The 12,559-nt window shown below is 72.0% G+C and carries 12 protein-coding genes; 3 read left to right on the forward strand and 9 right to left on the reverse strand.

Annotated features, from left to right (window positions below):
- Positions 1-5: 5 nt before the first annotated feature.
- The 7 genes from D7X32_RS14805 to D7X32_RS14835 all read right to left on the reverse strand — a co-directional run bounded on the left by D7X32_RS14805 (position 6) and on the right by D7X32_RS14835 (position 6,270).
- Positions 6-1,010: a hypothetical protein gene (locus tag D7X32_RS14805; RefSeq protein ID WP_120603187.1), complete on the reverse strand. Its 1,005-nt coding sequence runs from the start codon at positions 1,008-1,010 to the stop codon at positions 6-8.
- A gap of 2 nt (positions 1,011-1,012) precedes the next feature.
- Positions 1,013-1,420, reverse strand: coding sequence for a hypothetical protein (locus tag D7X32_RS14810; RefSeq protein ID WP_120603188.1), 408 nt, complete (start codon positions 1,418-1,420; stop codon positions 1,013-1,015).
- A 12-nt stretch (positions 1,421-1,432) separates the two neighbouring features.
- The gene (locus tag D7X32_RS14815; RefSeq protein ID WP_120603189.1) at positions 1,433-2,098 is read right to left on the reverse strand and encodes a hypothetical protein; all 666 of its coding nucleotides are present in this window, start codon (positions 2,096-2,098) and stop codon (positions 1,433-1,435) included.
- Positions 2,095-3,117: a hypothetical protein gene (locus D7X32_RS14820; RefSeq protein WP_120603190.1), complete on the reverse strand. Its 1,023-nt coding sequence runs from the start codon at positions 3,115-3,117 to the stop codon at positions 2,095-2,097. Before D7X32_RS14820 ends, D7X32_RS14815 begins: the two co-directional genes overlap by 4 nt.
- 64 nt (positions 3,118-3,181) lie before the next feature.
- A complete protein-coding gene (locus tag D7X32_RS14825; protein ID WP_147450149.1) occupies positions 3,182-4,150 on the reverse strand; it encodes a hypothetical protein in 969 nt (322 codons plus the stop codon).
- Positions 4,151-4,181: 31 nt separating this feature from the next.
- Positions 4,182-5,177: a hypothetical protein gene (locus D7X32_RS14830; RefSeq protein WP_120603192.1), complete on the reverse strand. Its 996-nt coding sequence runs from the start codon at positions 5,175-5,177 to the stop codon at positions 4,182-4,184.
- A gap of 70 nt (positions 5,178-5,247) precedes the next feature.
- Positions 5,248-6,270 carry a hypothetical protein gene (locus D7X32_RS14835; RefSeq protein WP_147450150.1) on the reverse strand — a complete coding sequence of 341 codons (1,023 nt, stop codon included), beginning with the start codon at positions 6,268-6,270 and terminating at the stop codon, positions 5,248-5,250.
- Positions 6,271-6,490: 220 nt separating this feature from the next.
- Between D7X32_RS14835 and D7X32_RS14840 the strand changes: the two genes are divergently transcribed.
- Positions 6,491-7,537: a pirin family protein gene (locus D7X32_RS14840; protein WP_120603203.1), complete on the forward strand. Its 1,047-nt coding sequence runs from the start codon at positions 6,491-6,493 to the stop codon at positions 7,535-7,537.
- On the opposite strand, the gene D7X32_RS14845 is transcribed toward D7X32_RS14840, so the two are convergent.
- On the reverse strand, positions 7,538-8,347 hold the full coding sequence (locus D7X32_RS14845; protein WP_244239016.1) for a polysaccharide deacetylase family protein: 810 nt from the start codon (positions 8,345-8,347) through the stop codon (positions 7,538-7,540).
- A gap of 70 nt (positions 8,348-8,417) precedes the next feature.
- Here D7X32_RS14845 and D7X32_RS14850 point away from each other — a divergent pair, with 70 nt between their 5' ends.
- Entirely contained in the window at positions 8,418-9,641 is a 1,224-nt protein-coding gene (locus D7X32_RS14850; protein WP_120603195.1) for a glycosyltransferase family 4 protein, read from the forward strand.
- On the opposite strand, the gene D7X32_RS14855 is transcribed toward D7X32_RS14850, so the two are convergent.
- Positions 9,572-10,765: a glycosyltransferase gene (locus tag D7X32_RS14855; RefSeq protein WP_120603196.1), complete on the reverse strand. Its 1,194-nt coding sequence runs from the start codon at positions 10,763-10,765 to the stop codon at positions 9,572-9,574. The two genes, D7X32_RS14850 and D7X32_RS14855, sit on opposite strands and share 70 nt — an antisense overlap.
- Before the next feature lie 88 nt (positions 10,766-10,853).
- Between D7X32_RS14855 and D7X32_RS14860 the strand changes: the two genes are divergently transcribed.
- Positions 10,854-12,296: an MATE family efflux transporter gene (locus tag D7X32_RS14860; protein ID WP_120603197.1), complete on the forward strand. Its 1,443-nt coding sequence runs from the start codon at positions 10,854-10,856 to the stop codon at positions 12,294-12,296.
- Positions 12,297-12,559 lie beyond the last annotated feature (263 nt).

Here is a 12,559-nt window from a genome sequence, read left to right on the forward strand (position 1 = left end):
AGCGTTCAGGCCCCGGCCTGGCGCGCCACGCGCTCGATGGCCTCCACCGCCGCGTGGACGCCGTTGACCCAGGCAGCGGGGCGCGCGCGAGTCCCCTCCTGGAGCAGGAGCGCGACCTTCGCCTCCAGCTGCGCCGCGTCCCCCACCCGCTCCGCCTCCCTCAGTCGCAGGGCCTGCCGGTCGTAGAGGCGGGGCCGAGCCCAGGCCACCAGCGGCGTCCCGGTGGCCCGGGCCTCCTGCACGGTGTTGTAGCCGCCCGCTCCCACCAGCACGTCCACGCCCCGCATCACCGCGAGCGCCGGCCAGACCGCCTGGCCCGATGCATGGGCCGTGGGAACGAGCCACCCCACCGCCGCCCGCTCCCCCAGCGACACGCGCAGCCGGTCCGCCGTCTCCCCGGCTTCCGCCACCTCCTCCGGGCGGCCGCACCCCATCACCGCCACCACGGGCCGCGCGTCGCCGTCCTCCATGCCCAGCTGGCGCCGGGCCTCCTCGCGGGACACCAGCGCGTCCGCGTCCAGCAGCAGCCACGGCGCCGTGCGCACCGCGCGCGGGTGGTGCGCGAAGGGCGCGTCCTCCCCGGGCACGACGAGCAGGTCGAACGCGTCCACGGCGTGGGCCACGTCGAAGCGCTCCACGTAGACGGGGTTCAGGTCGCGGTGCACCAGCACGCGCGGCGCGCGCACCGTGGGCAGCAGCGCCACCAGCTCACCGGCGAGTCCCCGGGGAAAGGTGTCCACCACCAGCACGTCCGGCGTGGACCCGGCGAGCCACGCGCCCACCGCCGCCACGGTGGCGGCCTTGTCCAGCCGCGCGTCCACGCGGTGCACGGTGGCGCCGGGGCCCAGCCACGACTCCAGGGGCAGGCCGGGGGCGAACGGGCTGTTGGTGAGGACCTCCACCGCATGGCCCCGGGCCACGGCCGCGCGGGCCAGGGCCGCGGCGCGCGTCAGGTGCCCCAGGCCTCCGCCCAGAGCGTAGAGGCGCCAGTGCCGGCGTCGCGCGGCCACGCTCAGCTACCGCCCAGGTCCTCCTCGAAGGAGGCGTCATCCTCGCGCCGCACGCTCTCGCCGTCGGCCTCGGTGAAGTCGTTGGTGTCGTGGCCCGAGGACGAAGACGCCGACGACCCGGAGCCGCGCCACGCGTCGCGGCCGTAGTAGCCGTAGTCCTCGTAGTAGTAGCTGGGGTCGTCCTCGTCGGTGCTGGTGTCGGATCCGTCGCGGTTCTCGTCGCCGTTGTCGGCGGCGCGCGCGCACGTCACGCAGACCGTCTCCGCGCCATCGAGCACGCGCATGTGCAGCGCGCAGATGGGCTTCTGGCAGCGCGCGCACTGCGTGGACGCCCCGCGCTCACAGGGGTGGGAGAAGAGGAAGCCGGAGGTCTCCAGGCACTGCTCGGCGGAAGCGAAGGAAGGGGACATGGCTTGGAAGGCTCAGGGCGACGCGGGGGTCTGGAGGCGGAAGAGCAGGGCCATGCGCAGGGGCAGGTCCAGCGAGTCGAAGCCCAGGCACGCGGCGGCCTCTGGCGACACCGGTTGCTTGGTGGCGAGCACCGTCTTGCCGGACGGGTCGCGCAGGGACAGCTTGCCGTCGCGCACCTTCACGTGGAGCGCCTCCGCGCCGGACGCGCCCTTCACGGACGCACCGCCGCCGTCGTGAACCACGGTGTAGAGCACCGCGCCCTGGGCGTCCGTGAGCTTCCACCCGGTGCCCTCGCGCGCGAGCGTATAGCGCACGGCCGAGCGCGCCGCGTCCTTCACCTGGAACGCGTCCGGGCCGCCCGTGACGTAGGCCAGCACCGCGTCGTCCGGACCGGACACCTTGAGCTCGCCGCCCTTCCACTTGTAGCGCGCGACCTCCTGGTCCTCGCCGTCCACGAGCTTGGCGCCGTCGTCCTTGGGCTTGAGCGAGAAGCGCTCGCGGTCGTCGCCATCCTTGAACTTGAGCTTGGCGCCCGCCTCCTTCGGCTCGGCGGCGGAGGCGGCGGCGGTGGCGGACATCGCCTGGGTGGGCGGCGCGCTGGAGGCGGGAGCGCCCTGCGAACAGGCCGACGCCCCGAGCATGCCGAGGCCCACGAGGAACAGGACACGAAGCTTCACGACGTGGACCTCACGTTCCCGGGCTGGGCCTGGGAGCTGGAGTGGTTGAGCACCTGGCAGAGGCTCAAGAGCATCATCGTCGCGGTGCGCGACGCATCCGGCTTCGGGGCGTCCGCCTTCCGGGCCTTGTCTGGCAGCACCTGGGACGGGTCCGGGGCCTGGGCCACCCAGTCCTCGTCCAGCAGGACGCGCAGCTCCACCCGGTCCTCGGCCACGCGCACCCGCTTCAGCGTGGCGCCATGGGGCAGCCGCACGGCGTCCCGCGCGCGCTTCTCCAGGGCCGCGAGCCCCGGGTGGCGCTCCGGCTTCACGCGCAGCGCCACCTGGATGAGGCTGACCCCGCGTCGCTTGCTCCGGGTTTTCACCTTGCGCGGCAGGTCCTTCGTGCGCTGGAACATTCGCGCCACATCCACCACGGACAGATGCAGCCGCGTGCCGTCCGCGAGCCGGCCCTGCAACGACAGCCACGGGTTGGCGAAGTCCTCCTCGCGGATCCCCGTGCCGTAACTCCCCAGGTGGACGCGCTTGCTGGGATCCAGGGAGGACGAGAGGTCCAGCGTCACGTCCACGGGCGTGTCATCCAGCAGGTCCAACTGGAAGCGCTGGAGCAGCGTGGCCAGCAGCAGGCGGCGCTGCTGCTCGTACGGATCCACGAACCGCTCCTCCAGCAATGATGATGACACCTCCATCGGGGGACGCCCCCCCACCCATGACGCGATGAGCGCCAGGACGCCGCCGAGCCCCATGAAAGAACCGAAGAAGAGCAGCAGGGCGAAAACCCCTCCCTTCTGGTCCAGGGGCACGAGCAAAAGGACCCCGATGCACACCCCGGCGGCGAGGAGCAGTCCCTTGCCCAGACGCCCCATGCCGTCCGTCTGACGACTGGCGTGCGTGGACAGCGATTCCGGGGCGCGCTGGGACCGCGGGTCCAGGGCATGCAGGTCCTCCAGCACCTCCGCCACGGTCGCGCGCCGCTGGTAGACCTGGGTCTTCTGGAAGGCTGCGAGGTCGAGCGGCACGGGAGGGAAACCTTGTTCGGCGGGAGCTGGCCGCGACCGAGCGTAGGAGGCGCCTCCGGACAGGTCAAACCGGCTGTTGGCGAGCCGGTGAGGGGCTCCGCCGGCGCGTGGCGCCCAGCACCTGGTAGAGGCTCAGGAGCATCATCGTCGCGGCGCGCGCCGCGTCCTGGGACGCGGGAGGCGTCAGCCCCTTCGGCGCCGTGCCGGCCGGCGGAGCGGGCTTCGTCGTCACGACACTCCACTCCTGATCCAGCACGGCGCGCAGCGACAGGCGGTCCTCCGCCACGTCCAGCCGCGACAGCACGACGCCCGCGGGGAGCCGCGTGGCCTGCTTCGCGTCCGCGCGCAGGCCGGACAGTCCGGGGAAGCGCTCCGGCTTCACGCGCAGCGCCACCTGGAGCAGCGTCTTGCCCTTGCGCTTGGTCTTGAGCTTCGTCTTGCCGCTGCTGCTGCGGCCGTAGCGCCTGCGCTTCTGGAGATGATCCACGACGGACAGGTGCAGGTGCGTGCCGTCGGCGAAGCGGCCGTGCAGGGACAGCCACGCGTCGGTGAAGTTCTCGCAGTCCCACCGGCCCCGCTTGAGCTTGCCCACGCACTTGCGCGCGTCATCGCGCGGGGACAGGTCCAGCTTCACGTCCACGGGCGCGTTCACGTCCAGGTCCACCTGGAAGCGCTGGAGCAGCGTGGCCACCAGCCCGTAGCGCCGGTTGTCCAGGTCCGTGCGGCCCGCGCGCGCCCGGATGATGAAGAGCACGATGCCCGTCGCGAAGCTCGCCACGCCCACGAGCAGCGGCATTCCCGCCATCGCGTCCTGCTGCTCGAACGACAGCTGCCCCACCGCGACGGACAGCAGGGCACAGCCGGCGATGCTGAAGACCATGCAGGCCCAGGCGGCGATCCACAGCGTGCGCCGCTTCCGCTCCGCCTTCGCGTCCAGGTCCGCCAGCGCCTTCAGGTCCGCCAGCACTTCCGGCACCGGCGCGCGGGTTTCGTAGACGTACGTCTTCTGGAATTCGGAGGGGTCGAGCGCCACGGAGGGAGCGTAGAAGTCCCCTCCAGGCAGGTCAAACCGACTCGCGGCGTCCGCGCGCCGCCTGCTGCCTCGCGCGCCTGCGGGCATACCCCAGCACCTGGTAGAGGCTCAGGAGCATCATCGTCGCGGTGCGGGACGCGTCGTCCTTCTCCAGCGCCTGCCGCCAGAAGGCCGGCGCCTCCGGATCGTCCAGGGCCTTCTCCGGCCGAGCCACCCATTCATCGGACAACCGGGCGCGCAGCGACAGCCGGTCCACGGCGACGCGCGTCCGCTCCAGTTCGACGCGCCGGGGCAGGCGCGTGGCGGCGGTGGCGCGGGCCTTGAGCTTCTCCAGGCCTGGGTAGCGCTCCGGCTTCACGCGCACGGACACCTCCAGCCGGGCGAAGCCCTTGCGCTTGGTCTTGGTGCGCGTCTTGCCGCTGGCGCTCGTCTTGGAGCGCTCGCGCTTCTGGAGCCGCTCCACCATGTGGATCCGCAGGAAGGTGCCGTCCGCCAGCCGGCCCTCCAGCGTGAACCACGGGTCGACGAAGAAGTCCGTGTTCCACCAGCCCACCATGTCCTGCTTGACGCGCTTCTCGCGCACGTCGGGCGGGCGCAGGTCCAGCTTGAGGCGCACCGTCGCGTCCGGGGCCAGGTCCACCTGGAGCCGCTGGAGCAGCACCTGGGCCAGGCCATAGCGCCGGTTGTCCAGGTCGCGCACCTTGAGCACGACCCGCCAGAAGAACAGGCAGAGGCCCACGGCGAGCAGCGTCCCACCCACCACGCCCACGGTCTTCAGGAGCTGAGCGCCCGCCTCGGAGAACCGCTCGTCGGCGTTCACGGCGCCCGCCCACACGCCGTAGGCCAGCAGGGCCATCGCCCCGCCGGGAATCACGGTGAGCCACCCGGACCACGCCAGCGCGCGCCGCTGCGCCTCCGCGCGGGCATCCAGTCCGGCCAGCACCTCCAGGTCCGCCAGCAGCTCCGGCACCGGCGCGCGGGACTGGTAGAGGAAGACCTGGTGGAAGCGGCGGATGTTGACCGACACGGCGGTGGACTCCCTGAGACGGCCCGTCGGGCGGACCGCGCGCGAGCGTAGGGGCCCGCGCGAACGACGGTCAAACAGCCTTGCGGCCGCGCCGCTTCCGGGTGCTCCGCTCCGGCTTCGGGAGAGGCGCGGGGACGGCCTTGGGCGCTGGCGGAGGCTGCGGTGGCTGCGGAAACCGGGCGACGTGGAGCATCTGGTAGAGGCTCAGCAGCAGGCCCGTGAGCATGCGGGAGGCATCGAGCGGGTCCGCCCGCGCCCGCCAGAAGGCCGCCTCGGCGACGGCGAGCTTCCGTTCCGGACGGGAGGAGATGCTCCGGGGAATGCGCGCGCACCAGGGCTGCCGTACCTGGATCTGGAGCCGGAGCTGGTCCGCGGACACCCGCAGCCGGCGGAAGGTCACGCTGTCGGGCAGGCGCACGCACCTGCGGGCCTCGGCCTCCGTCAAGGTCGCGAGCTCCGGGTGCCGGCGGGCCTTCACCCGCAGGCGCACGTCCACGTGCAGCACGTCCCGGTACTTGAGCCGGATGCGCGTCGCGTTCGGGCGCGACAGCTTCACGCGGGACTGGCACCGGCGCTTCTCCACGATGCGCAGCCGCAGGTACGCGCCGTCCGCCAACCGCGTCTCCAACGTGAGCCACGGGTCGACCAGGGTCCAGGCCGTGCTCTTGCCCATTCCCGCCGGACTGAACCGGGAGCCGGGGCCCCGGTCGATGGGCCGCGAGCGCAGCTTCAGGGTCACCCCCCCGTCCGCCGCGAGGTCGCGCTGGAGGCGCCGCAGGAGCACGGCCACCAGCTCCGGTCGGCTGGCGCGCTCGTTGATTTCCACGAGGGGGTCCTCCCGCGAGAAGCGCAGGGAGAACCGGAACATGGCCAGCCCGCATCCCATCCAGAACGCCATGAACCCGGCGATCTGGGGCACGGGCTCCGGATAGACGAGGCACAGCACCCCGCACATCAAGATGAGCCCCGAGACCCCGAGCGTGACCCAGCGCCCCGCGTCCCAGCGCACCGCCCGAAGCGCGCGCCGCGGGAACGTGTCCAGGAGGCGCAGCACCTGGTCCACCGGAGCCTGATGGAGCTCGTGCAGGGGCATGCGGGCCATTTTACCAGAGGTGAACCGCCGGCCGTGCAGGCAGGCCGGGCGCCGGGAAAGGCAGGCCGTTAGGTAGGATGGAGCGGCCCCAACGGCATCGGGCGCGAGGTGGACCGTGGACGAAGTGAGCCGGAGAGCGGCGTTGAAGCTCATCGCGGTGGCGGGAGTCACCACCGCCGCGGGGTGCTCACGCGGTTCGGGAAAGGCAGAGGAGTCGAAGATGAGTCAGCAGCAGGCGCAGCAACCGGAAGCCATTGTCCGCGTGGATCCGCTCGGGCCATCCCCCACCCCGTGGCGGACGCCGGATCCGTTCCTCTTCTGCGTGCACCACGACGACCGCTACCCCCAGGGCAACGAACAGCTGGGGCCGAAGGCGTCGCTCGCGGGCCGTGACATCGGCCAGGACTTCGCGGGGCGGGACGGCTGGAACATGTACCACGGCACCGTCGTGCCGGGCTTCCCGCAGCACCCGCACCGGGGCTTCGAGACGGTGACCATCGTGCGCAACGGGCTCCTGGACCACTCGGACTCGCTGGGCGCGGCGGCGCGCTTTGGCGGGGGCGACGTGCAGTGGCTCACCGCGGGCGGTGGCATCAACCACTCGGAGATGTTCCCGCTGCTCAAGCAGGACCAGGGCAACCACATCGAGCTGTTTCAAATCTGGCTCAACCTGCCGCGCGCCAACAAGATGGTGACGCCGCACTTCTCCATGTTGTGGAACCACGTCATCCCGCGCCACGTGGCGAAGGACGACGCGGGCCGCGCCACGGACATCACCGTGGTGGCGGGCAACCTGCGCGACGTGAAGGCGCCGCCCCCGCCGCCCAAGTCCTGGGCCGCGAACCCGGACGCGGACGTGGCCATCTGGACGTTGAAGATGGAGCCGGGCGCGCGCTGGACGCTGCCGGCGGCGGTGCGTGGCACGAACCGGATGCTCTACTTCTTCCTGGGCTCGCGCCTGAGCGTGGGTGGCAAGGCCGTGCAGGCGCGCAACGCCATCGAGCTGCGCGCGGACGTGGACGTGGTGCTGGAGAACGGCCCGGAGACGGCGGAGCTGCTGCTGCTCCAGGGCAAGCCCATTGGCGAGCCGGTCGTGCAGTACGGCCCGTTCGTGATGAATTCGCGGCAGGAGATCCAGCAGGCCTTCGCGGACTACCAGCGCACGGGCTTCGGCGGCTGGCCCTGGCCCAGCCACGACCCGGTGCACGCGAAGGAGGAAGGCCGCTTCGCGCGGCACGCGGATGGCCACGTGGAGCGGCCGGCCTGATCAGGGCTTCTTCGGTTTGGAGCCTTCCCACTCGAAGCTCACGGAGGGCGCCTTGACGGTCTTGGCGTCCTTCATGAGGAAGCCCTCCTGGCGCGTGCTCGCGCGCTCCAGGGCGGGCTTCAGGGATGCGGGGATGGGCAGCAGCACGCCCACCACGAACATGTTCCCGCGGCAGGATTCGTTGTCGTAGCCGAACGCGATGCGCACGGCGACCTTGTCGCCTTCGACGTGGTGGAACGCGACGGAGCGCTTCACGTTGTCGAGGCCGTACTGGAACCCGACGCAGTCCTCGCCGGGCTCCAGGCTCTCCAGCATGGCCCCCACGGTCTTCGCGTTCTTGAAGGCCTCCGCGTCGCCGGCGTGCTTCTTCACGAAGCCGTCCGCCTTGAGGGCCTTGAGGACCTCCTTCTCCGGGAACACGTCCAGCAGGGAGAAGGCGCCCTTGTCCTTCGTCACATCCCAGGTGACGTAGGAGGAGTGCGCGTACGGGTGCGCGCCGCCGGTATAGCCGGAGCTGGATTCCTCGTAGCTCACCCAGGGGCCCACGACCGACAGCACCTTGAAGGACTGATAGGCCTCCCAGTCGGAGGGGTCCCGGGTGTCCTCCGGGTCGGGCTCGAAGTTCTCGAGGAAGTCCTTCTTGCGTGACTGGAGGCCGAAGACCTCCTTGCCGCCGCGCAGGGCGCGCACGTCCTTGTCGGACATCTCGAACGTCACGTCGGATCCGGTCACCTTCCACGTGAGCGGCTGGGACTTGGGTGCGGGCGCGGCCGAGAGCAGCGCCGCCACCACCACGGAACTCATGAGCATGCGCGCCATCCTGCCCCAACTCCGGACCGCCCCGTTTGCCGCCGGACCGCTGTCGCGGTAGCACCGGGCCGTGGGCACCTCCGGCATCGTCTACGCGTCCTTCGACCGCTTCCCCGCGCCCAAGGGCGCCGCCGTGCACATCCGCGCCTTCGTGGAGGCGCTGGGCGCCGCGTTCGGCCCGGTGGACCTCGTGGCCATTGGCGACGCGCCGGGCGCTCCCCCGCCTGCCCTGCCGCCCTACGTCACCTACCACCCGCTGGGTGCCCGCGGGAAAGACCTGGTCGCCCAGGCGCTGACGTTCCGCTCGCACCTGGGTGCGTGGTGGCGGGGCCGCCCGCGCGCGAAGGTCGTCCACGTCCGCTCCATCTTCGAGGGCTACCCCATCGCCCGGCGCAAGGCCGCCCTCACCGATGCCCTCGTCTACGAGGTCAACGGCCTGCCCTCCATCGAGCTCAAGTACCACCACCCCGACGTCGCCGATGACGCGGAGCTGATGCGCAAGCTGCTCGCCCAGGAGGAGGCCTGTCTCCAGGCCGCGGACCTCCTCGTCACCCCCAGCGCCGTCACCGCCGAACACCTGGTGTCACGCGGCGCGGATCCGAAGCGCCTGCGCGTCATCCCCAACGGCGTCGACCTGGACGTGTTCCGCTCCGCGATCCCACGCCCCCCCGAAGCCGGCCGCCCCGTGCGCCTGCTCTACAGCGGCACCATGACCGCGTGGCAGGGCGTGCACCACGCCATCGACGCCTGCCGCCTCCTGCGCCGCGACCTGCCCGTGACCCTCACCCTGGTGGGCCCCCTGCGCAAGCACGCGCGCCGCGCCCTCCTGGACCGCTGCGGCGACCTGGTGCTCCAGGGCGCGGTCGAAATCCTCGAACCCCTGCCCCAGGAAGAGCTGGCCCGGCTGCACCACGCCTGCGACCTCGTGCTCGTGCCGCTGCCCGTGAACGACCGCAACTGCGTGCAGGGCTGCTGCCCGCTGAAGCTCCTCGAAGCCATGGCCACCGGCACGCCCGTCGTCGTCAGCGACCTGCCCGTGGTGCGCGCGCTCGCGGAAGCCACCGAGGCCTACCGCGTCCGCCCCGGCTCGCCCAAGGCCATCGCGGAGGCCGTGAAGGACCTCATCGCGAACCCCGCCCTCGGCGCCGCGCTGAGCGCCAACGCCCGCGCGCGCATCGAACGCGACTTCCCGTGGGGCCGCGCGCAGGAGGCCCTGGTGAACGCCTACGCGGACGACCTGGGGATCGCGCGCGCCAGCACCCGCGACAGCACCGCCGCCTCCGCGTCCGCCTGAAAGCCCGCCTCGATTCGCGCCCGCGCCGCCGCCCCCATCGCCGCGCGCTTCGCCTCGGGCATCCCCAGCACGTCCAGGCACGCCTGCCCCAGGTGGTTGAGCAGGGCCTTCTCCACGAGGAAGCCATTCACCCCGGACTCCACCGCCTCCGGGATGCCGCCCGCGTCGCTGGCGATGACCGGCCGCGCGCACGCCATCGCCTCCAGCAGCGCGTTGGGCATGCCCTCCCACAGCGACGGCTGCAGATACACATCACACAGCCGCAGGTGCTCCGCGATGAGCGCCGGGGACTCCAGCGCGCCGGAGACGATGATGCGCGCGGCATCTTCCGGATGCTCCGCCCGGTAGGCCACCAGGTGCTCCGCGTCCCGGGCGCGCACCTCGCCAATCACCAGCAGGCACGCGGGCCGCACGCGCCGCACCTCGGTGAGCGCGGACAGCAGGAACGGCAGCCCCTTCTTGTGCCGCAGCTCCCCGGAGAAACCAAGCACCGCCTCGCCCGGCAGGATGCCCAACCGCTCGCGCAGGGCCGCGTCCGCCGGGCCCGGTGAGAACAGCGCCGTGTCCACCGCGTTGGGGATGACCTCCACGCCGGGGTCCCGGCCCAGCAGCATCGCCATCTTCCGGCCCAGGTCCGCGGACGCGGCGGTGAGCACGCCCGCCCGCTGGAGGGTCCAGAGCAGGCGGGCGAAGTCCCCCGGCGGGAACATCAGCTGATCCACGTCATTGCCGCGCGCGCTGATGACGGACGCCAGCCCCGCGCTCTGGGCGAACACCACCGCGAGGAAGCCCGGCGGGTACAGGTAGTGCCCCCACACCAGGTCATACTTGCGCCGCGCGTGCAGGTGGCCGAGCACATCGAGCGTGTGCTGCATGGACAGGTCCGCGCTGCCGAACAACCCCAGCCGGTGCAGCGTGACGCCCTTCGCGAACGGCGACACGTCCCCCGCGTCCTGCACCGTCTCCAGCGCCCCCGGCGGCGCCGTGCGCGTCCAGGCAACCACGTCCACGCGTGCGCCCAGCCGCACGAGCGAGCCCGCGGTGCGCGCGCCGCTGCGGGCCAGCCCTCCGATGTCGGGGGGAAAGCGCTCGGCGAGGAGGAGGACGCGAGGACCGGAAGCCATGCCCTGAATCTATCCGGCTCCGCGCACCGGCAGGCGGGGAACCGCGAGGGATGAAAGACGGAAAGCGTCCCGTTGCAACGCCCAATCCATGACGCAACCCTCACCTGAATCCTTCTCCCCGGACGCCTCCCCCTCCACCTCGGGTTCCAAGGGTCTCCTTGCCTCCCTGTGGCTGGCGGTGAAGGGCTCCACCGAGGACCTGGCCACCGGGCCCGTGGACCGCGCCTTCCTGCTCCTGTCCGTGCCCATGGTGCTGGAGATGGTGATGGAGTCCGTCTTCGCCCTCGTGGACGTGCTCTTCGTGTCGCGCCTTGGCGCGGACGCCATCGCCACCGTGGGCCTCACCGAGTCCGTGCTCACGCTCTTCCAGACCGTGCCGCTGGGTCTGTCCATCGGCGCCACCGCGCTCATCGCGCGCCGCATCGGGCAGAAGGACCCCGAACGCGCCGCCAGCGCCGCCGTGCAGGCCCTGGGCCTGGGGTTCGCGCTCTCCGTGCCGCTGGCGCTCGCGGGCGCCCTCTTCGCGCGTCCGCTGCTCATGGCCCTGGGCGCCGCGCCCGGCGTGGTGGAGCACGGCGCGGGGTACACGCGGCTGATGCTGGGCGGCTTCCCCGTCATCATGCTGCTGTTCCTCATCAGCGCCATCCTGCGCGGCGCGGGGGACGCGGCCACGTCCATGCGCGCGCTGTGGCTGGCCAACTCCGTGAACATCGTGCTCGCGCCGCTGTTCATCTTCGGCCTGGGCCCCGTGCCCGCCATGGGCGTCGTCGGCGCCGCGCTGGCCACCACCATCGGCCGCTCCACCGGCGTGCTGTATCAGGTGTATCGCCTGCTCAAGGGCAGCGGACGTCTGGAATTGCGCCGCCGCCACCTGCGCGTGGAGCTGTCCACGCTGCGCTCGCTGCTGAAGCTGTCGGGAGGCGCCATGCTCCAGTCGCTGCTGGGCATGTCCAGCTGGCTGGTGCTGATGCGCATCGTCGCCACCTTCGGCAGCACGGCGCTCGCGGGCTACACGCTGGCCATGCGCATCCTGCTCTTCGTGCAGCAGCCGTCGTGGGGCCTGTCCCACGCGGCGGGCACGCTGGTGGGCCAGAGCCTGGGCGCGGGCGACACCGACCGCGCGGAGCGTGCCGCGTGGCGCGCCAGCTTCTACACGCTCGCGTTCCTGGGCGTGGTGGCGGTGGGCTTCCTCCTCTTCGCGGAGCCCCTCATCCACCGCTTCACCACGGACCCGGAGGTGGGCCTGCACGCCACGCGCTGCCTGCGCATCGTCAGCTGCAGCCTGGCCCTCTACGCCTTCGTCACCGTGCTGCCCCATGCCTTCAACGGCGCCGGGGACACCACCACTCCCACCGTGGTGAACGCCCTCTTCTCCTGGGGCCTCCAGCTGCCGCTCGCGTGGGTCCTCTCCCATCCGCTGGGCCTGGGCCCGGCGGGCGCGTTCATCGCCATCGCCGTCACCTACGGGGCGCTCGGCCTGGCCAGCGCCGCCCTCTTCCGGCGCGGCGGTTGGAAGCTGCGACACGTCTGAGGCCGTCCTCCACCAGCCGACAGTGGCCACGGTCCAGGGGCTGAGTTGAAAGCCTCCAGGCAGGTGGAGACCTTCCCGAAACTCTCGTGGTGAGCAGGCGCCTCCGGTGCCTCAAGACACGGGGGCGCCAGTCACCCCGGGGCGCTTCCGAAATGTCGCCGCGAGAGCACGGGGATCAACGGTGGGGGAGGGGCTTCACACATGGCGGGCAACGAGCGGTTGGGCGTGGCGGTGGTGGGCTTGGGCGGCGCGGTGGCGACGAC

This window comes from Corallococcus carmarthensis, assembly GCF_003611695.1.
GTDB classification, from domain to species: domain Bacteria; phylum Myxococcota; class Myxococcia; order Myxococcales; family Myxococcaceae; genus Corallococcus; species Corallococcus carmarthensis.

Bases quoted from the DNA above. Each gene is read 5' to 3' on its own strand.
- D7X32_RS14810 (WP_120603188.1), bottom strand. From the start codon at position 1,420: ATGTCCCCTTCCTTCGCTTCCGCCGAGCAGTGCCTGGAGACCTCCGGC.
- D7X32_RS14835 (WP_147450150.1), bottom strand. From the start codon at position 6,270: ATGCCCCTGCACGAGCTCCATCAGGCTCCGGTGGACCAGGTGCTGCGC.
- D7X32_RS14840 (WP_120603203.1), top strand. From the start codon at position 6,491: ATGAGTCAGCAGCAGGCGCAGCAACCGGAAGCCATTGTCCGCGTGGAT.
- D7X32_RS14845 (WP_244239016.1), bottom strand. From the start codon at position 8,347: ATGCTCATGAGTTCCGTGGTGGTGGCGGCGCTGCTCTCGGCCGCGCCC.
- D7X32_RS14855 (WP_120603196.1), bottom strand. From the start codon at position 10,765: ATGGCTTCCGGTCCTCGCGTCCTCCTCCTCGCCGAGCGCTTTCCCCCC.
- D7X32_RS14860 (WP_120603197.1), top strand. From the start codon at position 10,854: ATGACGCAACCCTCACCTGAATCCTTCTCCCCGGACGCCTCCCCCTCC.